General features: G+C 46.0%; 20 protein-coding genes, 1 pseudogene and 1 riboswitch. Of the genes and pseudogenes, 15 read left to right on the top strand and 6 right to left on the bottom strand.

From position 1 onward, the window contains the following. Positions 1–27 precede the first annotated feature (27 nt). Both arsC and ACFO1S_RS24945 read right to left on the bottom strand, forming a co-directional pair. Positions 28–471 carry an arsenate reductase (thioredoxin) gene (gene arsC, locus ACFO1S_RS24950; RefSeq protein WP_204602251.1) on the bottom strand — a complete coding sequence of 148 codons (444 nt, stop codon included), beginning with the start codon at positions 469–471 and terminating at the stop codon, positions 28–30. Between the two features lie 39 nt (positions 472–510). Further along, positions 511–1,800, bottom strand: coding sequence for an arsenic transporter (locus tag ACFO1S_RS24945; RefSeq protein ID WP_204602253.1), 1,290 nt, complete (start codon positions 1,798–1,800; stop codon positions 511–513). A 94-nt stretch (positions 1,801–1,894) separates the two neighbouring features. On the opposite strand from ACFO1S_RS24945, the gene ACFO1S_RS24940 reads away from it, so the two are divergent. The 3 genes from ACFO1S_RS24940 to ACFO1S_RS24930 all read left to right on the top strand — a co-directional run bounded on the left by ACFO1S_RS24940 (position 1,895) and on the right by ACFO1S_RS24930 (position 8,986). Then, positions 1,895–2,290: a MerR family transcriptional regulator gene (locus ACFO1S_RS24940; protein WP_378127767.1), complete on the top strand. Its 396-nt coding sequence runs from the start codon at positions 1,895–1,897 to the stop codon at positions 2,288–2,290. 130 nt (positions 2,291–2,420) lie between these two features. Continuing rightward, entirely contained in the window at positions 2,421–8,387 is a 5,967-nt protein-coding gene (locus ACFO1S_RS24935; RefSeq protein ID WP_378127766.1) for an S-layer homology domain-containing protein, read from the top strand. 149 nt (positions 8,388–8,536) lie between these two features. Then, positions 8,537–8,986, top strand: coding sequence for a hypothetical protein (locus ACFO1S_RS24930; protein WP_204602261.1), 450 nt, complete (start codon positions 8,537–8,539; stop codon positions 8,984–8,986). 66 nt (positions 8,987–9,052) lie between these two features. Here ACFO1S_RS24930 and ACFO1S_RS24925 read toward each other — a convergent pair whose 3' ends face one another. After that, positions 9,053–10,033, bottom strand: coding sequence for an arsenic resistance protein (locus ACFO1S_RS24925; protein ID WP_204602580.1), 981 nt, complete (start codon positions 10,031–10,033; stop codon positions 9,053–9,055). Between the two features lie 311 nt (positions 10,034–10,344). Between ACFO1S_RS24925 and ACFO1S_RS24920 the strand changes: the two are divergent. Next, positions 10,345–12,684, top strand: a pseudogene (locus ACFO1S_RS24920) (glycoside hydrolase family 95 protein). Positions 12,685–12,809: 125 nt separating this feature from the next. After that, positions 12,810–13,253 carry a cell wall hydrolase gene (locus tag ACFO1S_RS24910; protein ID WP_204602263.1) on the top strand — a complete coding sequence of 148 codons (444 nt, stop codon included), beginning with the start codon at positions 12,810–12,812 and terminating at the stop codon, positions 13,251–13,253. 188 nt (positions 13,254–13,441) lie between these two features. Here ACFO1S_RS24910 and ACFO1S_RS24905 read toward each other — a convergent pair whose 3' ends face one another. After that, positions 13,442–15,337: a S8 family serine peptidase gene (locus ACFO1S_RS24905; protein WP_204602265.1), complete on the bottom strand. Its 1,896-nt coding sequence runs from the start codon at positions 15,335–15,337 to the stop codon at positions 13,442–13,444. A 612-nt stretch (positions 15,338–15,949) separates the two neighbouring features. Between ACFO1S_RS24905 and ACFO1S_RS24900 the strand changes: the two genes are divergently transcribed. Together ACFO1S_RS24900 and ACFO1S_RS24895 are read left to right on the top strand one after the other, a co-directional pair. Then, the gene (locus ACFO1S_RS24900; RefSeq protein ID WP_204602266.1) at positions 15,950–16,576 is read left to right on the top strand and encodes a GntR family transcriptional regulator; all 627 of its coding nucleotides are present in this window, start codon (positions 15,950–15,952) and stop codon (positions 16,574–16,576) included. Between the two features lie 139 nt (positions 16,577–16,715). Beyond that, a riboswitch (cyclic di-AMP (ydaO/yuaA leader) is annotated at positions 16,716–16,851 on the top strand. A gap of 99 nt (positions 16,852–16,950) precedes the next feature. Beyond that, a complete protein-coding gene (locus ACFO1S_RS24895) occupies positions 16,951–18,126 on the top strand; it encodes a KamA family radical SAM protein (RefSeq protein ID WP_204602268.1) in 1,176 nt (391 codons plus the stop codon). Positions 18,127–18,160: 34 nt separating this feature from the next. On the opposite strand, the gene ACFO1S_RS24890 is transcribed toward ACFO1S_RS24895, so the two are convergent. After that, positions 18,161–18,802: a hypothetical protein gene (locus ACFO1S_RS24890; RefSeq protein WP_204602270.1), complete on the bottom strand. Its 642-nt coding sequence runs from the start codon at positions 18,800–18,802 to the stop codon at positions 18,161–18,163. A 132-nt stretch (positions 18,803–18,934) separates the two neighbouring features. Here ACFO1S_RS24890 and ACFO1S_RS24885 point away from each other — a divergent pair, with 132 nt between their 5' ends. The 6 genes from ACFO1S_RS24885 (at position 18,935) to ACFO1S_RS24860 (ending at position 24,008) form a co-directional block, all read left to right on the top strand. After that, complete coding sequence (locus tag ACFO1S_RS24885; protein WP_204602272.1) at positions 18,935–19,489, top strand: dihydrofolate reductase family protein; 555 nt, start codon at positions 18,935–18,937, stop codon at positions 19,487–19,489. 198 nt (positions 19,490–19,687) lie between these two features. Next, a complete protein-coding gene (locus ACFO1S_RS24880) occupies positions 19,688–20,197 on the top strand; it encodes a rhodanese-like domain-containing protein (RefSeq protein WP_204602274.1) in 510 nt (169 codons plus the stop codon). Positions 20,198–20,241: 44 nt separating this feature from the next. Beyond that, the gene (locus ACFO1S_RS24875; RefSeq protein ID WP_378127765.1) at positions 20,242–21,630 is read left to right on the top strand and encodes an aminotransferase class V-fold PLP-dependent enzyme; all 1,389 of its coding nucleotides are present in this window, start codon (positions 20,242–20,244) and stop codon (positions 21,628–21,630) included. Positions 21,631–21,662: 32 nt separating this feature from the next. After that, complete coding sequence (locus tag ACFO1S_RS24870) at positions 21,663–22,334, top strand: response regulator transcription factor (protein ID WP_204602581.1); 672 nt, start codon at positions 21,663–21,665, stop codon at positions 22,332–22,334. Continuing rightward, positions 22,331–23,401: a sensor histidine kinase gene (locus ACFO1S_RS24865; RefSeq protein ID WP_204602278.1), complete on the top strand. Its 1,071-nt coding sequence runs from the start codon at positions 22,331–22,333 to the stop codon at positions 23,399–23,401. Before ACFO1S_RS24870 ends, ACFO1S_RS24865 begins: the two co-directional genes overlap by 4 nt. Next, entirely contained in the window at positions 23,391–24,008 is a 618-nt protein-coding gene (locus tag ACFO1S_RS24860) for a DUF2306 domain-containing protein (protein ID WP_378127763.1), read from the top strand. The genes ACFO1S_RS24865 and ACFO1S_RS24860 overlap by 11 nt, the downstream gene beginning before the upstream one ends. A 48-nt stretch (positions 24,009–24,056) precedes the next feature. Here ACFO1S_RS24860 and ACFO1S_RS24855 read toward each other — a convergent pair whose 3' ends face one another. After that, positions 24,057–24,608 (bottom strand): helix-turn-helix domain-containing protein, encoded by a 552-nt coding sequence (locus ACFO1S_RS24855; protein ID WP_204602282.1) that lies wholly within the window; start codon positions 24,606–24,608, stop codon positions 24,057–24,059. 51 nt (positions 24,609–24,659) lie between these two features. On the opposite strand from ACFO1S_RS24855, the gene ACFO1S_RS24850 reads away from it, so the two are divergent. After that, entirely contained in the window at positions 24,660–25,400 is a 741-nt protein-coding gene (locus ACFO1S_RS24850; protein ID WP_204602284.1) for an AzlC family ABC transporter permease, read from the top strand. Then, entirely contained in the window at positions 25,397–25,720 is a 324-nt protein-coding gene (locus ACFO1S_RS24845; RefSeq protein ID WP_204602286.1) for an AzlD domain-containing protein, read from the top strand. Before ACFO1S_RS24850 ends, ACFO1S_RS24845 begins: the two co-directional genes overlap by 4 nt. Positions 25,721–25,773: the final 53 nt, after the last annotated feature.

Below are 25,773 nucleotides of genomic sequence, written 5' to 3'. Positions count from 1 at the left end.
CATGACTTGGATCCGGAGGACAGAGCGTTAATTAAACTTCTTTTTCAATTCGACACCTTCTTGCACGAACCGTTCAACACGAGCCTTAATCGCGTTTCTTACCTCCCGGAACTGGACCAAAATCTCATCCTCCGTACCAGTGGCTTTTGCGGGATCGTCGAATCCCCAATGCCATTTGATCACATTGGGATTGGAGATCACCGGACAATGCTCGTCGGCATGACCGCACAACGTAATGACGTACGTCGCTCGATTAAGAATCTCAGGATCAATTACGTCCGAGTTGTTCGAAGAGATGTCGACACCGGCCTCCGCCATCACTTTAACTGCTCGCGGGTTAAGCCCGTGCGCTTCAAGGCCAGCGCTCCTCACTTCATAAAGATGTCCTCCAAGTGCATTCAATAAACCGTCCGCCATTTGACTTCTGCATGAGTTGCCGGTGCAAAGAAAGTAAACCAAAGGTTTTGGCATGATCATCTACTCCTTCATTTATGACGTTAATTAATAACATTAATTAATAATCCTCAGCCAGAAATATAGGCTGGTCAGCGTGATGAAGAGGACAGGAATCGTCAATATCATGCCAACCTTGAAGTAATATCCCCAGCCGATTTTAACGCCTTTCGTGGACAGTACATGCAGCCACAGCAGAGTGGCCAACGAACCTATCGGCGTCAATTTCGGCCCTAAATCGGAACCGATCACATTTGCGTAAATGAAAGCCTCCCGAATTACCCCCGTTGCTTCGGTGCCCTGAATCGCGAGCGCATCGATCATCACCGTCGGCATGTTGTTCATGATCGAGGATAGGATGGCGGCAATGAATCCGGCAACCACGGTGGCGGAGTAGAGCCCTTGATCGCCGGCCCATTCGAAGAGTTTGCCGAGTTCATCCGTAAACCCGACATTTCGCAACCCGTACACTACGACATACATCCCGATAGAAAAGACGACAACTGCCCATGGCGCGCCTTTCACGAGCTTCCACGTATGAATTCCTTTGCTTTGGCGGGCGAGCACAAGGAAGAGAATCGCTGCGATTCCTACGAAGATCGAAACTGGAACATGAAGAAACTCACTGCTCAAGTAACCGATCAGCAATACGGCTAAGATCACCCAAGATATCCGGAATAGCCGCATGTCCTTGATGGCTGCTTTCGGTTGCTTCAATTGAGCGAGGTCGTATTGCTTCGGAATCCTTTTTCTAAACATAAGATACAGCACCAACAAACTCGACCCAATGGCGAATAGAGTGGGGACGAGCATGCGCCCGGCATATTCGACAAATCCGATCCCGAAGAAATCTGCAGACACGATGTTCACCAAATTGCTGACAACGAGCGGAAGAGACGCCGTATCGGAAATAAATCCGCTGGCCATGATAAAGGGCAATATCATTCGTTCATCGAATTTCAACGCTCGTACCATAGCCAGGACGATCGGAGTCAGGATTAGCGCGGCTCCATCGTTTGCGAATAGTGCCGCAACAGCTGCGCCTAACAAAATGGCGTATATGAACAACAGGCTGCCGTTGCCTTTGGCAAACCTGGCCATATGAAGCGCGGCCCATTCAAAAAAGCCGATTTCGTCCAGGATCAAGGAAATCAATATCACCGCTATGAAAGCAAGAGTAGCATTCCATACGATCAGTGTTACATCCCAAACATCATGCAAATTTACGACCCCGAAGATCAAGGCTAGGATTGCGCCAGCGCATGCAGACCAACCGATATTAAGTCTACGAGGTTGCCAAATCACGAGAATCAAAGTAACAACGAAAATTCCTAATGCAGCGATCATGAATCCTCCCCTAAGTTGTCCCAAACAGATGGTTATTGTATGCTGGGGAAAAGCATATCACTTCAAGTTAACTTGAAGTCAAGGGGGGATTCCCATGCTATCCATCGGGGAAGTCGCGGAAAAAAGCGGCACAACGACATCGGCTCTGCGTTATTATGAGCAGGTCGGATTGCTTCAGCCGCCGCATCGCAAGAACGGTAAAAGGGTGTATGGTAATGAGGTATTAGGTCGGATCGATACGATAAAACTTGCACAGAGCGCTGGGTTTCAAATTCAAGAAATCAAACAATTGCTGGATGGCTTTGATTCCCAAGTCGCTCCATCCGATAGGTGGAGGCTAATGGCCTTGAAGAAGCAGGAGGAGCTCGAAACGAAGATTCAACAATTGACCCGAATGAAAACCATTTTGGCGAACAGCGTAAACTGCGATTGCCTATCGTGGGAAGAATGTTTTCAAGAAAATACCAAGAAAGATGGATTTAATGCTTGACTCTATTCAGTCAGTTAACGCACTCCGCAATAGAATGAAAGATTTAGTACAGATTTAACGAAAAAGAGGATTACAAATAACTTGCTGCCCTCATAATGACTGTACATCATGTGAGAGGAGCTTACAAGAAGTGTACAACACAACAAGAGCATCATCGTCAACAAAACTTGTAGCGATCATCTTAGTCTTTCTAATGGTTTTTACCGGACTGGTCGCGCCCAGATCGGCTACGGCCGCGGTTCCAACGGCCATGCCGTCCCAAATCGCAATGGGTATCGCCGGAGGTGCAAACGCCGGAAAGTCGGCAATGAGCTTTAACTGGGTCACGGATTCGTCGGTAAACTCATCGGAAATCATTTACGGTACATTGCCGGACTTGGCTGCTGGCGTGCAAAAAACCGCTACTCTGACAGTTCCGGTAGCCGAAAACAGTATTCCGGACAATAAGCTGGGCAACTTTAAAGCGTTTCATTCCTTTAATGCCGTCATTCAGGATCTGACTCCGGAAGCCAAATATTATTATAAAGTCGGCAATTCCAGCAGCGGGTATAGCGCGATCGCCAGCTTTACGGCCCCTGCGGACCCTGCCGGGAACAAGCCGTTTTCTTTTGTGGTCAGCCCCGATACGCAAGGCTATTCTGAAAGCACGTATGCGAACACGGCCTTGTTATACGATTATATCAAGGCGAATGAAACGGATGCGGCGTTTCTTCTACATAATGGCGACGTGGTAGAGGATGCGAGCTTCTCCGACCATTGGCAATATTTCTTCGACGCGTCTCAAAACCTGTTAAGCACGCTGCCGATTATGGCTACTCCAGGTAACCATGACGGTGCGTCCTACGACAAAAACTTCGTCCAGTACAACGCCAGATTCAATTACTCTTCATTAAAGCAGCCAAGCGGACTATCCCCGGCTGCGGCGGGTACGGTGTACTCCTTCGAATACGGAGACGCCTTGTTTATTATTCTGAACTCCAACGTCTCTTCCGCCGACAACAATATTCAATTCAATTTTATGGCGGCCGAAGCAGCAGCATCGACGAAAGCTTGGAAAATCGTTAATATTCACGCTTCGCCCTACGACCCGGGCGCGAGTCACTATCAAGTCGACAACGCCTCCGGTAAAAGGTTTACCGATGCCGGTATCGATCTGGTGCTTTCCGGACATGAACACGCATATGCCAGATCTACCTTAAGAACAACTTCATCTGCGGCAGGCACAAGCAGCCTTCAAAAGGCGAATATCGGCGAGGCCCCGACCTATGTTATCGGCGGCTCAGTGTACAATTACGCTTACAGCCTGGACACCCGCGACACTTCCTGGAACGACTTTTTTTATGATCTTCGCATCAACAAAACGGGTACGGGCGGAGGAGCCATTTATTCGCCCGGCGTATATAGCAAGGTAGAGGTTACGAGTAATTCTATTATCTATAAGACGTACTATAAAGCGACGGGCTCGGAGAATCCGTTCCGAGTGATTGATACGTTCACGATTTCCAAATCGGGGGATGAAATCACCCAGCCGATTGGCGGAGGCACGGCGCCTACCTCCGTAACCTTCTTGTTCGATTCGTTTAAACAAGAGTCAGGCAAGTATATCGCGCGTTTTAATTGGGTAACGCCGACCGCGACGACAGCCACGCAACTGTACTATGCCAAGAAGTCGGATTTCGAAAGCAATGGCGGAAAGTTCACGAATGTTGTCGTAGGCACGAATAGCGCGGTAGACTTATCTGGCGCCATCTCGCAAGCGAACTATAATAGCGCGGGAACCGCTTACTCCGTTGCGGCGGTACAAAGCCATAAGGCGGAAACAGCGGTGCTTGAACCCGGTACGGAATACGTATACAGCGTTGGGGATGGCGCAGCGAACGTGACAAACGTCGGATCGCCGGCCGGATTTACGACGCCTGCCAGTAATCTCGATACCTTCGACTTTATATGGGTGACGGACGTTCATGCCGCTCGCAACAATAACGATGGTCACAATGACAAAGCGCTTAATCAAGCCTTTGACGATTACCCGAACGCCTCGTTTATTCTGAGCTCTGGCGATCAGGTCACCTATGGTTTCGATACCTCGGAGTGGGATGGCTTTTTCGAGTCGAATGCAGATCATCTCGCGCGCGTGCCGCTGTATATGGGGACGGGAAATCACGAGTATGACGGCGCGGGCAACAGCTGGGCTCCAAACAATAGCTGGAATCCGGTAGACCCCACGCTGCAAAATCTTCTAGGACGCTACAACCCGCCTAAAAACGGCGCGTCATTTTACGGCGGGGGCGACGGCACTCAAAGAATGGTCGCGGGAATTGACAAATTGCAGTTCGAGTCCAGCAACTACTATTTCGTATATGGCGACACGCTTTTCTTAATGATGGATTACCAGGACCAGAGCAGTTCCGCGCAAATCAAAGCGCAGCAGGACTGGATGAAGTCCGTCGTCAAACAAAACCCGACCAAATGGCGCGTCGCGGTTATGCACAAATCCCTATTCGGGTATCGTATGGCAAATCCCGTAGCCTCTTGGACAAATGCCTATGACGAAGCCGGAATCGACGTGGTGCTGATGGGACACGACCATGTCTATGTTCGTACCAAGCTGTATGCGAACGGCGCAGCACTCGAGCCGCAGATTTATGGCAACGGAACTACCTATATTACAAGCTATTCCGGAAATAACGACAGACGCGGCACCTATTATACCAAGGATCCCGCTAACGTTGCTTATGTAGATGTAAGGGCGATTGGGCCGGGCTATTCGAACGTTTCGATATCCCCGACCGAGATCAGGGTAACAAGCAAGGGTTTCGATACTAATGGAACGCTGGTGATGGGGGACGACGATGCGCTTGTCACGAATACGCCGCGCACGCCTAATTTGTCGGCATGGACGTATCCGGCGGTTCCGCAGGACGTCAACGAGTTGACCCTAACGAATATTGCCGTAACGGGGATTGCAAAAGAAGGACAAACCCTGAATGCGACCGTTACTCCGTCAGCCGCAACCGCAGCTTTCCGGTGGGAACGCTCAACGGATGGAACGGCATGGACAGCCATCGGAGGAGCAACGTCGTCGAATTATACGATCAAGGCGGATGACGTCGGACAGTATTTGCGCTCCGTGGCCACGGGAACGGGCTTTTATAATGGCATCGTAACCAGCTCCGCTACGGCAAAAGTAACGCCTCTTGCCGGCAGCGGCACGGCAACCGTAAAAATCGGAACGGCAAGCGAATTGGTTGCATTGTCCGCGGGATTCGGAACATCCGTCTATCCGATTGACGGGAAGTACGAGCTTTCGGCGGATATCGATATGACGGACGTGACGTTTTCGGCGATTGGCGGAGGCGTAGCTCCGACACCGTTCTTAGGAACGTTTAACGGAAAAGGATATACGATCAGCAATCTTAAAATTTCAAGCAGCAACAATAACACGGGTTTATTCGCTTATATCGGCACGGGCGGCAGAGTCGTCAACGCGAGATTGACGAACGTAGATATTACGGGCGTTAATAGCACGGGGGCCATTGCGGGAACTTCTGCCGGTACAATCGAGAACAGCTACGTGGACGGCAAAGTAACCGGCGCCGGCTATACGGGCGGTTTGGTCGGCTTGCTCCATGCGGGAACCTTGCAAAACTCCTCCGTAACCGCGAACGTATACGGAAACACGGCCGGGGGCTTGATCGGCGGAACGAATTGGAACAATTCAGGCTCGCCTCTTACCCAAAGAGATACGACGACAGGAAACGTGATTCTTAATAACGACGTGAAGGGGACGGTCACCGGGATTGTCGGAGGTCAATATTTCGGCGCCGTCGTTGGCGATATGGGCGGCTCTTCGGGCAGTCTGCTCCAAACCTTTAACGGCAATTCGGTGTCCAATGTGGTAACGGATGCTGCACCAGGTAAAATAGCGGGCTATTGGTCCGGAAGCAGGCCAATCGTTGATCCCAATCAAGTCAACTACTACGACAGCATCAAGTTAAGCACGTCCGGACTGCCATCCGGGATATCCCCGGCATTCGTAGGCAAGACGTCTTCCGAATTTACGCAAAAAACAGCTTATGACGCCTTGGGATGGGATTTCGCCAACGTGTGGGATTGGGATGCGACGAACAATGTGCCTGTCCCAAGAACAATTGACGTTGGCGGCGGAGATGAAGATAACTATGTGACCGTTATCGCAACGGCAGGCACTGGAGGGACGATTTCTCCCAACGGATATGTGTTGGTCGAGCGCGGACAAAGTCAGAAGTTTACGTTCACTCCGAATCAATATTTCGATATCGATACTGTAAAAGTTGACGGAGCGGTCAACGCTGCGGCTGCTGAGGCGGGCGAGTATACCTTTGAGAATGTGACCGACGTTCACTCGATCGACGTTACGTTCAAGCTGTCCGATTCCACATCCGGCGTTGCTCCAAGCCTGGTTTCAACAAGCGCCTATTATAACAGGGCTGTTGAAGCTCATATTTGGGTGACGGTAGACTTCGGCAACGGCGCATTGGGAATACAGCCGGACAAATGGCGGCAAGCCGTCAAAAGCGTGAAGATCATGAAGGATCATGCGCTGGTTCTCGATGCGGCCGGCTGTTACTGGTTTCCGAGCACCGGCTATGGTGCGCCGGAGGATCGACTTGAAATTGCTTACGACGATCTGAGAAAGCTTCCCGAATATGATCACTTGATCCCGGGAACCTATGATCTCGAGATCACTTTCGCCGATCTGAACTCTACCGTACACACGATACCTCTGACGGTAGAAGACCGGATACCCGGCGGTAATGCGGACTTGAGCAGCCTAACGGTGGATGGTGCGACAGTAAGTGGGTTCAACGCAGAGACGACGAGCTACTCGGTAAACGTGCCGAACAATCGATCTTCCGTTACAATTGCGGCAACAGCAGCCGACGCGAGAGCTACGGTCGCGATCGCAGGTGGCGGCAGTCTGGTCGTGGGAGACAATACCGTTACGGTTACCGTGACGTCTGAAGACGGAAAAGCAACGAAAGCTTACACGTTAATCGTCAAACGAGCGGCTGCCTCGGGAGGCGGCAATGGAGGAGGAAGCGGAGGAAGCTCAGCGCCATCCGGGGGCACTTCACAAACGCTGCCTGCCGGCATCGGCGGTACAGCCCAGTTTGCGGAAAACGCCGTTACGATCACGGTTCCTGCTGGAGCCTCGGAGAAACCATTAACGATTACGGTCGAGAAGGTAACGAATCCTTCGCAGCTCGTAACGAATACGGACGCTCTTCTTAGCCCGGTGTATACGATTTTGAAGAATTTCACCGATAAATTCTCGAAGCCGATCACGCTAACCTTAACCTTCGATCCAAGCAGAGTCGGCACAAATCAATTCGCTTCAATCTTCTATTATGACGAAGCGAAGAAGGATTGGGCGGAAATCGGTGGCAAGGCAAACGGCGATCGGATTACGGCAGAGGTCGAACAGTTCGCGAAGTTCGCGAAGTTCGCGGTATTCGCCGTAGAACGGAAAGGGGAAGAGAACCCGGGTGGAAGCCCTGGAGCGAACGAGGGGACGAAGCTGAGCGACATTGCCGGACACTGGGCGGAAGCGAGCATTAAAGAGGCGGCTGCGCAGGGCATTATCGGCGGCTATATCGACGGTACGTTTAAGCCGAAAGGCGAAGTGACTCGCGCCGAGTTTGCGGTCATGCTAGCCCGAATGCTGAAGCTGCAAGGTAACGGAGCTGCCCTTGGATTTACCGATAAGGACAATATTGGCGCATGGGCGAAGCAGGGCATCGCTCAGGTCGTCCAAGCCGGAATCGTGAAAGGCTACGGGGATGGCAGCTTCAAGCCGAATGAGAAGATCAGCCGCGCCGAGATGGTGACGATGATCGCGAATGCGCTTGGCATCGCCAAGAGCACGAGTACGGCAACCGGATTTGCGGACGACTCCGAGATCCCGGCATGGGCTAAAGCGGCGGTTGCCGCAACCCAGGAGAACAACATCGTTCAAGGCGTGAACGGCAACAAATTCGCGCCGACACAAACTGCAACAAGAGCAGAGGCGGCGGTCGTCCTGCTCAAGGCCCTTGCGGTCGCAGGCAAACAATAGATTTAAGCTCAGACAAGCTCCCGATCCTTCAATCGGGAGCTTGTTCATTTATAGGCTGCGATAGTCGAAGCTCTGGTTCAGTAGGAATAAATTCATTCTCCATTCAATATATTAAACAGGAATGACTGACAACTCTTTGGAGGTAGATTATGGAGAAAAAACTGCTGATTGTTGTTAACGAAACAAATCAAAACTTCAAATTCGTAAACATGGAATGTGATAACGACGAAAGGCAGATCCAACCCTACGCATCCAGCTCTTTAGCAAGCATCAACCTAACACCGGGACAAAACGATGCAGGCTGCGACATACCTGATTGTAGCGCTAGCGATTATTTCGATGCTCATCATATGGCATTTATTAATCCGAACAATAATCCTGAAGAAACTCCTGCATTTTGCTTTTGGTATGACGATGATAGTAATCAATATTATTACACAACATCAGGCGTATATAATACGGACCCTAAAAAAGGGGTTGTTAATAAGGTGATCCCTGGCAACGTTTCCAGCTCTGAAACTCGAAAAGCAATCTACATAAAGAATGACGGTAGTCTTCTAATCACGGATATCTACGATAAAGAAACTAATAACGGGTAGGGTTAGTACGCAAAAACAGCGGTGGTCCAGGACTTTGTATTTCGTCCATGGCTGCCGCTGTTTCTTTTATTGGACTTTGTCTCGTAAAATTACGTTAGGAATAAGACGAACATAGAGTACTTCTCCCGCAAGCTCAACAATCGTTTGCGTTACAATAATAGCTGCAACTAGCGTACTCCAATTGTCTGGCAGCGCTAAGGCGAGGGGAAGGACCACAAGGGAATTACGCGTCCCGGCACTAAAGATAACAGCTCGACCCGATCTGATGTCTAGCCGAAACCATTTTACGATAGAACGAGTGACGAATGGCATGATTAGCATGAATGAGATATATATGGGAATGACTTTAATCAGAATTCCCGAGTAATCGGACAGCTTTCCAATTTGGGAGGACACAACAACAAAAAGCGTAAGCGCCATCAGCGGGACCGGAATCCAGGCGGATGCATCTAAGAGCCGTTGACCGCCGCTGCGATTTTTCCTCGATACTAATTGTAGAACGATAGCCAACAGAAGCGGTATTACGATAATGATAAGGAACGCTTCAATAAATGGACCAGGATTCACGATGTCGGACGCCTGCTTGCCCATGAACATCCACAAATAAATCGGCAATAGAAGCATTTGCGTTACAAACAGAATTGGCGTCGATAGGAGCATTAATCTCTCATTTCCACAACCAAGATGTGTGAATACGATGACATAGTCTATACAGGGTGTCAATAAAACAAGATACACACCAAGTAAAACAGGGGATTGTTGGGGCAACAATTGAGAGAGTAACCAGACGACTATCGGTACGGCTAGATAATTAGCGGTTAGAATTGCCAAGATAAATCGTCGATTGCCGAAGGATTCTTTAATAGACATAAATGGAATTTGAGTAAACATTCCAAACATTAAGATTGCTATTACAATCGAGATGAGGATGTGATTATCAAGCGATGTCATTAGCTCAGGGAACAATAATCCGAGGCCGGCTGCAGCAGCCAGCGTAGCAACGTAAAGCCATATCTGAGTTTGTTCGAGTTTCTCGCGAGTTATCATTGCGTTTGCCTTCTCCTTAAACATTCTTTACTTCCCATTATGAATGGGAAATCCGATTATTGCATTACTAAATCTTGACTACGTTCATGCAAACGATGCCGGCCTGTCTCACATTTTTGCATCCGTCATATTCGCTCGGGCGCTCCGCATCAAAAAGTGACTTAAAAACCTCGATTGGATTGGGCTCGTTTTTTATATGAAATTATGATTAATGATCAGGGTAGTCATACGAGCAATCATATAGTAATCTTGACCAAGATTGCGGCGTTTAATGAGCAAATGCTGAGTATCCCCGCATAAGAGTGAATGCCGTGGATCGTATGAAATTGTGGTTTGACAAGCCAGCTAAACGTTGGGAAGAAGCAATGCCTATCAGTAACGGAACCTTGGGAGGAATGGTGTTCGGAAGTGCTGACATCGACCGAATACAGCTTAATGAAGACAGTTTATGGTACGGGGGTCCAATGAATAGGAACAACCCCGATGCCCTCAGTCATTTAGCTAGGCTTCGTGAGTTGGTGTTCGAAGGTAAAATATCGGAGGCCGAGGAACTAGCTTCGAAGGTGCTCATCGGCGTGCCGGACGGGCAGAGACATTATGAGCCTCTCGGAGACCTCTACATGGTCCGAAACGATTCTGAATTGCACGTTGAAGCATACAGGAGGGAACTGAATCTCGAACATGCAATTGCCTCAGTGAGGTATTCCTCAGGTAACGTCGAATACCTTCGGGAATATTTCTCGAGTTACCCGGACCAGGTTACGGTCATTCGCCAGAGTGCAAGCATGTCAGGTCGGATATCCTTTACAGCCTTGTTCGGCAGAGGCGCGGTGTTGGAACCGACGCCCTGGTCGGATATCCTGAAGCATCCCGTTGGATTCCAAGCTTACTTGGATCGTATCGAGTTCAGTGCGCAAGGGGACATGATTATTCGCGGTAGATCCGGCGGCGAAGAAGGCGTTCGCTTCTGCTGCGCGATACGCATTGTCTCAGAAGGCGGACGTCTATCCCTGAAAGGTCGGCAGCTATCGGTTGAGCAAGCAGATATGGCGACCCTGCTGCTCTCGGCTTGCACGGATTTTCGATTCTCGCCCGAGGAGATGGAAGCCGAATGCATAAGAAGAATCGATCTGGCTTCGGCCAAGTCATACGAACAATTACGAACGGATCATACAAGCGATTACAGGTATTTGTTTAATCGAGTAGATTTATTCCTGCAAGGGAGTGAGGACTCTGCGGCTCTTACTAAGCTGGCTACGGATCAACGTCTAGAGCGAGTACGGGCCGGAAGCGATGATCTCGGCCTTGTCAGCCTTTATTTTCATTTCGGTCGCTATTTGCTTATTTCCAGCAGTCGTCCAGGCTCGTTGCCGGCCAATCTGTAGGGCATATGGAACAAGGACATGCTGCCGATCTGGGACAGCAAATACACGATCAACATTAATACTCAAATGAACTACTGGCCTGCCGAGATATGTAATCTTCCCGAGTGTCATGAGCCCTTGTTCGATTTTATCGAACGGCTTCGGATTCGCGGGAGGGAAACGGCCAGGGACATGTATGGCTGCCGCGGGTTCGTGGCACATCATAATTCGGATATATGGGCGGATACGGCTCCTCAGGATGTATGCCTTACCGCGACCTTCTGGAACATGGGGGCAGCTTGGTTATGTCTTCACCTATGGGATCATTACGATTTCGGGGGCGATATTAAGTTCCTGCGCCGCATATACGAGACAATGAAGGAATCCGCTTTATTCGTGCTAGACTTCTTAGTAGAGGACATACAAGGGAATTTAGTCACTTGTCCTTCTTCGTCACCGGAAAATCGCTATGTTTTGCCGAATGGGGAAGTTGGAGCCTTGTGCTTCGGTCCTTCGATGGATAGTCAAATCATTCGAGAGTTATTTTCGCATTGCGTTACTTGTACGGAAATCCTCAATGAAGATTTGGAATTTGGACGAGCCTTATGAGAAGCGCTTCAGCGGATACCGGGGATTGCAATCGGCAAATACGGTCAAATCAAGGAGTGGAGCCTTGATTACGAAGAGCTTGAGCCGGGTCATCGGCATATCTCGCTTCTCTTCGCCTTACACCCGGGATCTCAAATTTCGTTAGAAATGACACCGGAATTGGCAAGTGCAGCGAAAACGACTTTGGAGCGTCGACTAAAGCATGGCGGAGGTCATACCGGTTGGAGCCGGGCATGGATTCTAAATATGTGGGCGAGGCTGGAAGAAGCGGAGCATTCCCGCGAGAATATTATGGAGCTGCTTCGTTCATCGACACTGCCGAATCTCTTCTGCGATCACCCTCCGTTCCAGATCGATGGCAATTTCGGCGGAACAGCGGGCATTGCTGAGATGCTGTTACAAAGTCATACACAAGAAATTCGATTGCTTCCAGCGCTCCCAGCCGCATGGCAGAACGGTCATGTGCGAGGGCTTCGAGCACGTGGAGGACTCGAACTAGACCTCGAATGGCGAGAAGGGCAACTCCAGAAATCAGCCATTCGAGCTCTAAGGGAAGGGCGCTACACGGTATCCTATCGAGGAAAATCGCTGGAGTTGGTTTTCCCTGAGTCCAACTGGTCCATACAATTGCAACAAGATACATGGAACAATGAAATGACAGGCGGGGATGATTTCTAATATCTAAAGAGGCACATTAGTGTTAATCAGACTTAATGGCAGCTGACTTGAAGCCGAACTTGCCAGAGTAACACTTCCGCTTCGCCTACAATATGATGAATCTAGAAATCTAAAGAGGTGAGGCAATGGCAGTCGTAAAAGCCAGGCAACAGGATATTGATATGCTGGCAAGGTTGCTTCGTGCTGAAGCGGAGACCGAAGGCGAAATGGGTATGCTTCTTGTTGGAAATGTTGGCATTAACCGAGTAAGAGCGAACTGCTCCGATTTTAAAGGACTCCGAACAATTCCCCAAATGATCTACCAGCCGCACGCGTTCGAAGCCTTGCAGCACGGTATGTTCTATCAAAGCGCAAGAGATAGGGAACGCCGTCTGGCGCAACGGTCTGTGAATGGGGAGCGGAATTGGCCAGCCAAATTCTCCCTATGGTATTTCCGCCCGGGAACGTTCGAAAATCCCGGACCATGTCCGCCAACCTGGTATAATCAGCCGCTCGCAGGAAGATGGAAGAAGCACTGCTTTTATGAACCGACCGCGGAAGAATGTGAAAATGTATATAATACGTTTTAATTTTATCAACGAAAAGAGCTCAGGAGCTCTAAGCCCCTCATGAAATGCCGCGTAAATCGCGGCTTCTTTGGGTTTTGTGAAGTAAAGTTGTTGGCAAGGTTATTAGGAGCTTTCCGTTTGCTGTCGTCTTGTGCATGAGAGGTAGGGAGTTGATATGCCCCTACCTCTCTATTATCTAATCACTCTTTTTAGCAAGGACCGAGCACAGTCCAAACCTCGTAGGGACCACTTTTCAGATCTGGACGTTCATTTTGCGTCCACCAATTGGCTTGATACTTCACTCCGTCATAAGCAACAACGTTACCTTGAACATAAATGGAGGAAGCGCTCCATGGAGCAGGGCAGGCGGCAACTTGAACCGTGACCGAGTTACTTGCCTCAGACAAATTGCTAAAGCCATCCCGAGCCTTGACAGTAAACGTATACGAGCCACTTGTTAATCCACTGATCGTAGCGGAGTTGCCAGTCGATCTGGCTTTAGCAAAAGGATCGTTATTTACATAAATGTCATAGCCGATCAATCCAACATTGTCCGAAGAAGCTGTCCAATTCAAGCTAACTGTGTTAGTGGCAGTACTAACAACGAGATTGGTTGGCGCTATTGGTGCTATTGTATCGTCAGGTACAGCGCCCGGCGTAGGTAAATTCGTTATAATTTGTTGCAAATTGGGCAATGTCCCAATTCTATCGTTTGCGATATCGGAAGTTGGGGTATTGAACGGTAGCCATCTTAGTATTCTACGAATCTCAGCTGGCGAATACGGCACGCCGAATTTGGCTTTCGCGATCCCTTGCAGCTGTAAAATCGCACCTACAATGACAGGTGAAGCGGAAGATGTTCCATTGAAATAGTCGGTATAACCAGTTGTTGAAGCGACACTTGCTGAACTTAAGGTAGCGACGTTCTCCCCAATACCGTAAGCGTCGATTCGATTGCCATGGCTACTAAAGCCGAGTCTGTAGTGAGGTGCAGTCGATGATCCCGCTCCTACAAGTATTGCTCCAGAATCTTTGAAATCTGGGAGATCCCGATTGAAGATGTATTTATTATCCCAATGCTGGTACTGATCGAGATCAGCCCCGCCGTTGGCTCCCGCTTCTACAACGACAATACCCAAGCTTGTTGCATATTGGATTGCATCAAACTCTGCCGGCTGTGTTTCGATAGGTAACCAAGGACCGCCATAACCGATCTGTATTTCGAGCAGAATAACGTCACCCGGAGACAATACTTGCGTGGCCGCTAAAATGGCTTCTGCCGCACCGCCTGAACGAACTAAAGAGGATACAATCGGCGTTGCTTTGTTAGCTAGCCCGATATTGCCGATAGCATTGTCAACCGCGGATACAACCCCTAGTACAGCCGTACCGTGACTACCTTCTCCATCATTAATGCCGCCTGGCAAAAGCTGTATTCTATGATCGGCTAGATCTTCATGGTTTAAAGCCCAATCCCACTCGACATCGGCCCACTTGGTGCCTTTGCCATCGCCACCTTCAAATTGCCAAGCATACGGAGCGTTAATACCTAGAGGAGCTGCTTGCGCATAACTTTGTAATGAGAAGCGCGGATCGTTGTCTGGGAGGACAGGCGTTGTGTTCGGAATAGGGGCGTTCGCTAGTTCTGGTTTTTTACTTAAGTATGCTTCCTCAACGAGCGAGGAGCTGCGCAACTTTTGTAACAACTGTTCTACGTCGGCGCCGGCGGGAATTTTGGAATAATAATAGCGCTCAAACACGGATGCAAAATGACTAGCAGCAATGCCTTTGTTAGCTGACGGCAAGAATTGCTGCGAGATTAGCGGGTCAAATGATAATTCTGGCACAGCCAATAGCGGCGATACCACTTCTTGTTGCAATTGAAGTTTCCCTTCTTTACTTGGAAGGAAAGCTTGTTGTTTAAGCTTGATGACAATTTTTTCTTCGAACACTGGAGCTGCGGTGTTTGAGAATGATGTACTCGTCGGCAAGAACTGTACACTCGCTGAAGTGTATGCTCCATTTGACAAAGTACCTAATGATAAAAGCAAGGTCGAGGCCAGAAAGACGTAAAACGTTTTCTTCAAGCGGGAATAAGTGTACATACAGTATTCTCTCCTTTGTAATCTTTCTGTATTTTAGTTCCGAGCACTATCGTTTAGATGTCAAAAGCAATCATAAAGCAGAACACTAGCAACAAAGAGTAGACGAGTGCGACAGGTTACGTTCTGATTTAATTCGAATACATGTTTATCATTTTCTCCTCTCCATTCTCTTGATATTTTTGTAGATGGATAAATAGATGTCCTTACAAATGTTAGTGTAAATCAAGGAAAATATTGGTTCAATTCCGAAGTAAGCGTGAACAATGACAGTAATATACAAATATCACATTAAAACTTCTATTTCCTCTACTTGGCATATGTTCAATAGGAGATAAAGTCGAATAATTAACATATATTGCTATTTATTCTTGCGTAATAATTCTAAACTCCTATTTTTTGATGCAGCTGCTGTTAGTGAATGAACGATTTGCATCGGGTACTGAAGCACAATTAATGACGAGTGTCAGTTGACAAGAACAAATTTTCATTTCAGGTTATTATCAGGATGTTAATATCGATGACGCGGCTGAGGTATGGCAGTTTACTTCTTATTTTGTAAGTCGTATGATTGTCTTTAGAGTCATTTCACAGAATAAGGAGTAAAACGAATTTATGCCGGATGTAGAAAAGGCAGGATATAAATCTATTGCACTCGATATCGCGCAAAGGATCGTAAGTGGGGAAATCCCTGTAAATAGTAAGATTTCCGGCAGGTCGCTGCTGGCAGGGCAATACCATGTGTCTCCTGAAACCATTCGAAAAGCGATTGGATTGCTTAAGGAAGAAAATATTGTTTCTGTCTCTCAAGGCAAAGAGATCATTATCTTGTCCAGTCATCATGCTTATGAATATATAACGAAAAACAAGTATTTGAAATCCGTTTATTCGCTCAAGCAAAACTTGCAGCAGTTGCTGCAAGAAAAACAGGATTTGGATCTGAAGCTTGAAGTCTTGTTGACGGAGATCATTGAGACTTCAGACAGGCTGCAAAATCTTAAACCATATAATCCAATCGAGTTAAAGATTTTACCGAATTCACATGTAGTCGGACAAACGATCGGAAATCTTCAATTTTGGCAGAATACAGGCGCCACGATTATTGCATTGCGCCGAGGAACTCATGTCTCTATCTCGCCAGGACCGCATGTGGTTCTGAGAGAAGATGATATCGTGGTTGTGGTAGGAGACGAGAAAGTATTCGAGAATACAGGTCAATTCATTAATAAACCCCGCTCTTAATATCGTAGTTCATCAGCTGCAAGGGGAACCTTGGCAGCTTTTTGCGGTTGTCACGTTATTCCACACGCTTACAAACAACTTTTACTAGAGAACAAAGTTGTCAGTTTGAATGTTATCTGTTATAGTTTTAGTAAAGTTTCACATCTTACTGCTTAATTTCCGTAAATCCGGAAAGCGGGGGACCCAGTAACTGGGGCGAATCGATCCAGATGGATCGTAGGGAACCATCTATCCCGAGTCCGTCAGCTAACCTCGTCAGCACATAGATGGGTCATATTATTGTAGAGTTAACAACTCTGCTTGTTTTCTGACCCGTGTGAATGGGTCTTTTTTTGTTTCCAGTTTATTTATCCATATTAAGAGGAGTTGGTTTAATGGCAAAGCCTAAGTACATTACCGATATAGACAAATTGACGAACATTCCCCAAGAAGAACGAGACAGATTGAAGCTTATTACAGACAAGTTTGTTTTTCGGGTGAATGATTATTACTTAAGTCTCATTGATTGGAATGAACCAGACGATCCAATTCGTAAGTTGGTCATACCAAATGAGGAAGAGCTCGGGGAGTATGGAAGATGGGATGCTTCAGACGAAGATACGAATTATGTGGTTCCTGGGTGTCAACATAAGTATAGTTCGACGGCCCTGCTAATCGTGTCGGAAGTATGTGGGGCATATTGCAGATACTGTTTTCGCAAGCGGCTATTCCGCAATGACGTCAAAGAAGCCGTGTCGGATATTGAACCGGGATTATCGTATATTGAGCAGCATCCGGAGATTAGCAACGTCCTGCTTACTGGCGGGGACAGCCTGATACTCGGCACTCCGAAGCTCAGGTTTATCCTTGAACGCTTAAGAACTATTGAGCATGTCAAGATCATCCGGTTAGGCTCCAAGATGCCTGTATTCAATCCAATGAGAATCTATGAGGATGAAGATTTGTTAGAGACGCTTAAGGCAAATTCAATGGCAGATAAACGAATTTATGTAATGGCGCATATTAACCACCCGCGCGAGATAACACCGGAAGCCATGAAAGGGTTCGCTGCTTTGCATGAAGCAGGCGTGATCGTTGTGAATCAGACACCCGTGCTGAGAGGAATAAATGATGATCCGAAGGTGCTGGGAGAGTTGCTCGACAAGCTGTCCGCGGCGGGTGTAACTCCGTACTATTTCTTTGTTAATCGGCCCGTTGCAGGGAATAACGCTTTCGTTCTCCCTTTGAGAGAAGTTTATGATGTCGTGGAGAAAGCAAAAGCCTTAACCTCCGGTCTAGGTAAAAGGGTTCGATTGTCGATGAGCCATACCTCGGGAAAAATCGAAATTCTCTCTATAGAGAATGGTAAAGCGTATTTAAAGTATCATCAATCTCGGGACGGTCACTATGGCCGATTCATGATTTTGGATTGCCCCGATCAAGCGGCATGGTTCGATGATCTTCCGGGCAATGAGCAATATTGGGTTCAACCTTCGAAGAAGACGGATACCGTTGCTTCCGTAAACGCAATGCCTGATATTCCGTTAGCCTCAACGTCCGCTCGGGCTTAGCACTAGCTAGATAGGAGAGGAAGAATCGCAATAATTAACCTTCAGCGGCTACAGAGATGGGAATTTTGATGAAGCCTACTCCTATTGACCGCACACCCTCCCGCATATCGGAGCCTACTGTAACCATAACATTGAAGATTTCCGATGGTAAAATCGCTTTTTGATCAGAAACTAAATCAATCACTACGGTTCCTGACCCGCCTCCTGAGGGCTTACCTAAATAATCTACACCCACTTCAACCCTATTTCTCCATTCATCGATGATATTATCTCCTTGGGAAGCTCTTGGCGTTAGAGATGTCTTTTGATTTTCGGGGTGACTGCTCAGAATATTGGAGATATACCATTTCTTCGGGATGTAAATAATCATTCCGCCGAAATCTTTGGGATCAATCTCATACGATGCAACAATCCGCATACGCTCAGCCATTCCTTTGTCGGCCCATACCAAGATCGATCCTTTTACCGATGAGTTCTGATGAGGCGTGCTGGACTTCACGTTGAATTCCTTGGTGACCGCAAGGCCATCATTGACTACTGTGTAATCCGTTAGCTTCCCTTGAAAAAAGTTGCGTTGCACGATCAGAACAGTCGCCGCAACTATTACAGCAGTCAAAGCAGTCAGGATGTACTTAACAGACGGCTTCAGATTAATCCCTCCAATGAACTTCCACATTTTTACCACCTTCAGTATATCAGGACTAGGGCTTTAATCGGAGTTAAAGATATCCTCTTTTTATTAATATGACATAAGGTGACGTATTTGAGATCTATTATGGGTGGTACATTAACGAAAGGAGTAACCATCATGAAACGAAGAATAATTTTAGATTTAGCAGTTACTTTAGATGGTTTTATTGAAGGGAAAAATGGTGAAGTTGATTGGTGCATTATGGACGCTGAGCTGGGATTTATTAATTTCTTAAATCAAATCGATACCATTTTATATGGAAGAAAAAGCTATGATCTATGGGGACAGTTTACTCCGGGAACTGAACATACGGATTCTGAAAAGGAATTCTGGGATGTAGTTCATAGCAAACAGAAATATGTGTTTTCCAGAACGCAAAAGGGGACTGATCATAACGCAATATTCATAAATGATCGTATTCTTGAAGAAGTAAATAAACTAAAGAATAAGCCAGGTAAAGACATCTGGCTATATGGCGGAGCAAATCTTATTACAACTTTTATCCATTTAGGACTTGTTGATGAATTTAGATTATCTGTTCACCCTGTTGTTCTGGGAGAAGGGAAACCGCTGTTTGTGGATATTAAACAGAGGTTGAACTTAAAAATGGTGAATACGAGAACGTTCCCCTCAGGCGTGGTACAGCTAATTTATCAATTGGATGTGAACTAACCTTTTAACAGCGGCAAGTCCGATATACGCTTACCTAAAGCCTGATGCATCAGGCTTTTTTAATATTTTGTAGGCAATGGCGGTGGAGACCGATTCATCTAAGCTGTGCCCTGCACATCTCAACTTTGTTTAAATTGAGTTAAAATTGCTGCTTTATAATGCGTGTATCCAAAGAAGAGCGTTAGAGGAGGCGGCATTATGGGGGCTACGTATACAGATTTATCCTTTCATGAGTTACAAGCTAAGTTAAATAAAAGAGAGAACTTAAAGATCATCGATGTTCGAACAGCAAAAAGCTTTGAACGTGGTCATATACAAGGAGCGATCAATATTCCTTATTCATCATGGTCGAGAATACCAAAGGTTCCGACAAATGAGGAGGTTGTGATCATCTGTTATGTGGGTATGGCAAGTCAGAAGGCGTCGGAGCGATTAGCTCAGTCACATGAAAAAGTGTATAACTTCAAGGGCGGGATGGCACAGTGGCATGGAGAAATAGAGACGGAGAATATTGGCGGTAAATGGAGCGCGGAGAGAATATATAATTTAGTCTTAGGGTTTGTACTGCTGTTGACATTGCCAATATCATACTTAAGTCCTTGGTGGGGAATACGCTTTTCATCGTCTATTGCATTAGGAGTGCTTCTCTTTGGTGCTATGAACCATAATATAATTACAAGATTTATTCGCTCCTGCGGTTTTAAGTAATACAAGCTTCCAGTATATAAAGAATGCACGAAAAGGGGAGCTTTATGATACATTTTCTAGCCAATCGAACTCAATCAAAGCAGCATAAACAGCTGAGAGACTTAATCGTTGGAGTGGATGAGAAGATTCCTTTAGAGGATGGGCGGTTAGTCAAGGGGATTCATTTTGACAATGCCGCTACTACGCCGCCGCTTAACAGCGTAATGAAAGCTATCCAACAATTTGCGCCCTGGTATTCGTCTGTCGGTCGGGGAAAAGGCTACAAGTCAGAGCGCTCAACAGAAATGATTGAACGCACACGCTTAAATGTATTGAGTTTTGTAGGGAGTAAGGGAGATAAACACACGGTTATTTTCACGAAAAATAGCACGGAGTCCATGAATCTACTCTCGCATATTTTGCATCAAGCCACGAATAAACGCTATGTTTTAGCATCGGAAATGGAGCATATTTCGAATGACTTGCCTTGGAGGAATTACTTTGAGGTTGAATACATTGCTGTTAATAAAAATGGCCAAATTAGTTTAGATGATTTAAGAGCAAAGCTTATGGCGTTACAGGGGCAAGTCGCACTCGTCACTATAACGGGGGCATCGAATGTGACAGGCTGCATCAATCCGATTTATGAGGCGGCTGAACTAACTCATACCTATGGAGCTAAAATACATGTCGATGCCGCTCAGTTAATTCCGCATGAATCGATCGAAATGATGCGGCGTAACTCGGTGGGGAATATCGACTTCCTTTCATTTACGGGACATAAGTTGTATGCCCCATTTGGAACGGCTGTTTTAATCGGAGAGAAAGAAGTATTCCATGAAGCAGAGCCGTTGCTCAAAGGAGGGGGAACGGCTCATATTGCTTTGAGATCGTTTGTTCAATGGAATGAGGCGCCCGACAGGTTCGAGGGGGGAACGCCTAATGTGATGGGAATTGTAGCATTAAATGCAGCGATTCGTACATTGCAGCAGATTAATATGGAAACGATAATTGAATACGAGAAGCAAATCATGAACTATGCACTCGATAGGCTGCAAACCATTGACGGTTTAAGCTTATTCAGCGCTTCGAACGATAATCAACCGCAAGTGAGCGTGTTTTCGTTCACAATTAATGAGCTTCATCATCAGGATATAGCTCAGATCTTAGCGAAAGAGTTCGGCATTTCAGTGAGAAGCGGCTTTTTCTGTGCATACTCCTACGTGCAAAAGCTCTTGCAGTTGAGCGACGAGAGGATAGATGAAATAAGGAAGGACGCAAGTATTCCCGCTCCGGGCTTAGTTCGAATTAGTTTAAGCTTTTACAATACATTTGCTGAAGTTAATCAATTGGCAGAAGCGTTACAACAAATAACCTCTAATAAAGAATACTATACGAGGAAGTATGAAGCTGTGCCAAAAGGAATTTGCGGGAGACAGAGATCGCTTTTATGAACGGAAGCACTTAGGTGAAGGGTGAATTTGTAATGGCGACGATATTAGTTGTGGACGATGATGATTCTATTCGCGAAGTGGTCACGGTCTTGTTGAAACAGGAATACTTTTCGACGCGGGAAGCTCGCGATGGACAAGAAGCACTGAATATAGCCGAGGGACATGAGATTGACATGGCCATAATCGATATTATGCTTCCGAAGGTTGACGGCTGGGTCCTTTGTAAAGAGTTCCGCCAGCTGTATGATTTCCCCATTCTAATGCTGACAGCAAAAGGGGAGGCCGTTCAGAAGTTACAAGGGTTTAATCTCGGCGCAGATGACTACATGGTGAAGCCATTTGAACCTCTCGAACTATTAGCGAGGGTGAAAGCTTTACTTAGAAGGTATCAAATCAACCAATCTCATACGGTGCAAATTGGTGCGTTATGGATGAATAAAAACACCTATAAGATGACATTGGGGGAGAGCGCCATTACCCTGCCGTTAAAAGAATTTAATTTACTTTATAAGTTAGCGGAGGCGCCTGGTCGAACGTATACGAGAGAGCAGTTAATTGAATCCATATGGGGCATACACTTTGCTGGTAATGATCGCACATTGGATGTGCATATTAATCGACTTCGGGAACGATTCAAACACCAATCCTACTTTCAAATTAAAACCATTCGCGGACTAGGGTATCGATTAGAGGTATTAATATGAGTAAACTCATATGGAAGCATCTTGTTAGGGGTGCGGTTTCTTTAATAGCGGTCGGTATTATAGTTGGCTATCTGCCCTATGTGCTGACATCATTTCTATTCGGAATTTGGGGGTTCAGCCCTTCAGGTTGGTTTGCAGCAACGATAAACGGACTGCTGGGCTTTGTATTAGCGATCATGATCATGAGTACGGTATTTATTTTACTTCGCCCAAGAAGAGATCGTTACTTACAGCCGATCGTTGAAAGTATGAGACGAATCGGCAGCGGCGAATTTGACCGGGCTCGTCTTGATGAGAAGAGTATTAAAGGTTATTCTATGCAATTCTTATCGAAGAACGTCAATCAATTGGCCGAGGAGCTTACCTTACGAGAAAAACTAAACCAGGAGTTCATTTCGAACGTTTCTCATGAAATACAATCTCCACTTACGGCGATAAAAGGCTTGAATCATATCTTGAGAAATCCCGATCTAACGAGTGCGGAGAGAAATCATTATCTCGACATTATTGAAAAAGAAAGTAATCGGCTCTCTAACTTAAGCACGAATATGCAAAAGCTGTCGTGGTTAGAAGAGATAAATCCGGATTTGAAGAAGATGAGCTTTCGTTTAGATCAGCAAATTAGAGATGTTGTACTAACGATGGAATACCATTGGAGTCGTAAAGATATTGAATTGTCCGTTCAGCTTCAAGAGGTTCAATGCTTCGCGAATGAAGAATTGCTAAGTCAGGTTTGGATGAATTTGCTCGATAACGCTATTAAATTTACTCCAAGCCATGGACAGATTCAAATTGAATTATCGAGTACACAAAGAGGACGGGTTGTAACGATTAGGGATACCGGAATGGGGATGACCGAAGAAGAACAATTACGGATCTTTGAACGATTTTATAAAAGCGACCGCTCGCGTAATCGACAGAAGAACGGTAGCGGACTAGGTCTGTCTATTGTCCAAAAAATCCTAGAGTTGCATCATGGGCAAATATCTGTCTCAAGTGTACCGAATGAAGGTACGACTTTTACGGTCACTCTTACAAATGGAGAGGATGCATCAAATGAAAAGTAGACGAGTTTTAGTCATTAGTTTAACTGTTATCGCCATGATGTGGATTATGCATACAGCCTCTAAAAATTTTATGGTTGACCCAACCTTCTCGAAATTTCTATCGAACAAGGATTTCAAGCTTCCGAACATAGATTTATGGGTGGTCATGATTCGACTGCATATTGTCTTAGCAATTATTGCTTTGATTGCCGGCCCATTAGGTCTTTCGAAGAGGATTAGAACAAAAAGACCAGCGCTGCACCGCTGGAATGGCCGGATCTATGTCTTATCGATTGTGCTTAATATCATTCCAGGCTATTATGTATCGTTCTATGCAAATGGGGGATTTTGGAGCGTTATTGGCTTTTTAGTCTTAAATACACTCTGGTTTCTAACGACAGTAAATGGGTATCGTTTTATACGGAAAGGGCAAGTCAGACAGCATCGAGATTGGGTGCTGCGAAGCTTCTTTTTAACGTTTGCCAATTTAACGATTTATTTTGTGGTCACGATTTTTCATAAAGGTGTTGGTCTTCAATATGGTTTGTCTTATACGTTTGCAGTTTGGTTGGCCGTTACGCTTAATTTGTTATTAGCAGAACTAGTCATAAGAAAATCGAGCATCTGAAGTTAAAAGCCGCGCCAAGCGCGGTTTTTTTGTTTTATCGATGCAAGATCATTCAGGATAAGAAATAAAGACATAGAATCTTGTCGGTTCATCAGACGCGTTAATATAAGCATGTTCAGAAGCTGCGTTAAATTTCATTGCCACGTCTGGAGTTAATTCATATTGCTCTCTGTGTATTTCAAGGGTGAGCTTGCCTTGTTGAACGAACACGTATTCCTCACCGGCATGCGCCTCAGATAAGTGACGAGTGCCAGGCTTCAAGTCTACAGAGAAAATTTCAAACCTTTTTTCAGGATGGAACGGGAAAACAGAATAGACGAGATAATTCCCATCATCATCAATTAGCGGGGGAATTTGCTTAATATTAATGATTTCCGCTTTTGGTTTATCGATTTCCTTCAAGAAAGCGGAGAATGACACTTGCAACCCATTTGCAATTTTCCAGAGTGTCGTGACTGTCGGATTGGATTTACCATTCTCAATCTGGGCTAACATTGCTTTACTGACTCCTGTCACTTCTGCAACACGATCTAGGCTTAATTGTCGACTTTTCCTTAATGTTGCAAGGTTATGGGCTATAATCTCTTGAATAAACTCCATAGTCGCTCCTTGACTTTGATTTTTGTTTAATATAACATACATTCATTCGCTATGACAAACTTGGAGGAATCACGATTGAATCTATACATCACGAACCAAAAGAATTCCTCTGCCTTCATTCAGGGCGTTCGGGATTGCATTCCAACGTTAATTGGCTATATCAGCATTGGTATTGCTGCCGGGATAGTAGGAGCATCTTCCGATCTAAGTATTCTAGAAGTGGCATTATTATCAGCTTTAGTGTACGCCGGAGCTTCCCAGTTTATCATTTGTGCCTTGCTCATTTCGGGGAGTCCCGTTTCTGTCATTATATTTACAGCCTTCATTGTGAATCTTCGACATTTCTTATTAAGTATGGCGTTAGCTCCCCATTTTACGAAGTATTCTTTACTTAAAAATATGGGAATAGGAATTCTCGTAACGGATGAATCGTTCGGTGTTGCAATTAATAAGATTGCGAGAAAAGAACCGATAAATGCTCCATGGATGAATGGTCTGAATATAACGGCATATGTATGCTGGATTTTATCTTGCACGCTGGGAGCCCTTTCTGGTAAGTGGATATCAAATCCCGAACAATTCGGATTGGACTTTTCATTATCAGCCATGTTCGTAGCGCTTCTTGTATTGCAGCTTCAAAATATCGAGAACAGAAAATTGAAACTGTATCTCTCATTGATTGCTTATGTCGTTATATTGATGATTGTTCTTAATATGTTTGTCCCATCATATATAGCGATTTTGTTATCAACCATTATTGTTGCAACCATTGGGGTGATTAGAGACAAATGAATGTTCAATTATCAACGCTTGTAATCATCTTATGTTGCGCCGTTGTTACCGCCATTCCTAGAATTATTCCATTTATGGTGATAAGAAATGTAAAGCTTCCGCGGGTCGTGGGAAAATGGCTTTCGTTTATTCCGGTATGCATCTTTACAGCGCTAATTGCCGACAGCTTTATGGTTCAGAACCAGTCAGTTCTATCGTTTGATTGGAAGGCGCTTGTTGCTATTATTCCGACTCTTATCGTAGCCCTATGGACAAAAAATTTGGCTGTTACTGTTATCGTCGGGATTGTAGGCATGGCGACGGTTAGATTGTTATTCTAGTTGATCGGAGTGCTAAGAAATGAAACATACGACTGTCAACAAAGTCGAATTCG

This window comes from Cohnella boryungensis, from assembly GCF_042651945.1.
Taxonomy (GTDB): domain Bacteria; phylum Bacillota; class Bacilli; order Paenibacillales; family Paenibacillaceae; genus Cohnella; species Cohnella boryungensis.
Note: the sequence above shows the minus strand (reverse complement) of the source record. Positions and strands in the feature narration are given on the sequence as shown.

Coding starts and splice junctions, on each gene's coding strand:
- arsC (WP_204602251.1), bottom strand. CDS start 471: ATGCCAAAACCTTTGGTTTACTTTCTTTGCACCGGCAACTCATGCAGA.
- ACFO1S_RS24945 (WP_204602253.1), bottom strand. CDS start 1,800: ATGATCGCTGCATTAGGAATTTTCGTTGTTACTTTGATTCTCGTGATT.
- ACFO1S_RS24940 (WP_378127767.1), top strand. CDS start 1,895: ATGCTATCCATCGGGGAAGTCGCGGAAAAAAGCGGCACAACGACATCG.
- ACFO1S_RS24930 (WP_204602261.1), top strand. CDS start 8,537: ATGGAGAAAAAACTGCTGATTGTTGTTAACGAAACAAATCAAAACTTC.
- ACFO1S_RS24925 (WP_204602580.1), bottom strand. CDS start 10,033: ATGATAACTCGCGAGAAACTCGAACAAACTCAGATATGGCTTTACGTT.
- ACFO1S_RS24910 (WP_204602263.1), top strand. CDS start 12,810: ATGGCAGTCGTAAAAGCCAGGCAACAGGATATTGATATGCTGGCAAGG.
- ACFO1S_RS24905 (WP_204602265.1), bottom strand. CDS start 15,337: ATGTACACTTATTCCCGCTTGAAGAAAACGTTTTACGTCTTTCTGGCC.
- ACFO1S_RS24900 (WP_204602266.1), top strand. CDS start 15,950: ATGCCGGATGTAGAAAAGGCAGGATATAAATCTATTGCACTCGATATC.
- ACFO1S_RS24895 (WP_204602268.1), top strand. CDS start 16,951: ATGGCAAAGCCTAAGTACATTACCGATATAGACAAATTGACGAACATT.
- ACFO1S_RS24890 (WP_204602270.1), bottom strand. CDS start 18,802: ATGTGGAAGTTCATTGGAGGGATTAATCTGAAGCCGTCTGTTAAGTAC.
- ACFO1S_RS24885 (WP_204602272.1), top strand. CDS start 18,935: ATGAAACGAAGAATAATTTTAGATTTAGCAGTTACTTTAGATGGTTTT.
- ACFO1S_RS24880 (WP_204602274.1), top strand. CDS start 19,688: ATGGGGGCTACGTATACAGATTTATCCTTTCATGAGTTACAAGCTAAG.
- ACFO1S_RS24875 (WP_378127765.1), top strand. CDS start 20,242: ATGATACATTTTCTAGCCAATCGAACTCAATCAAAGCAGCATAAACAG.
- ACFO1S_RS24870 (WP_204602581.1), top strand. CDS start 21,663: ATGGCGACGATATTAGTTGTGGACGATGATGATTCTATTCGCGAAGTG.
- ACFO1S_RS24865 (WP_204602278.1), top strand. CDS start 22,331: ATGAGTAAACTCATATGGAAGCATCTTGTTAGGGGTGCGGTTTCTTTA.
- ACFO1S_RS24860 (WP_378127763.1), top strand. CDS start 23,391: ATGAAAAGTAGACGAGTTTTAGTCATTAGTTTAACTGTTATCGCCATG.
- ACFO1S_RS24855 (WP_204602282.1), bottom strand. CDS start 24,608: ATGGAGTTTATTCAAGAGATTATAGCCCATAACCTTGCAACATTAAGG.
- ACFO1S_RS24850 (WP_204602284.1), top strand. CDS start 24,660: ATGACAAACTTGGAGGAATCACGATTGAATCTATACATCACGAACCAA.
- ACFO1S_RS24845 (WP_204602286.1), top strand. CDS start 25,397: ATGAATGTTCAATTATCAACGCTTGTAATCATCTTATGTTGCGCCGTT.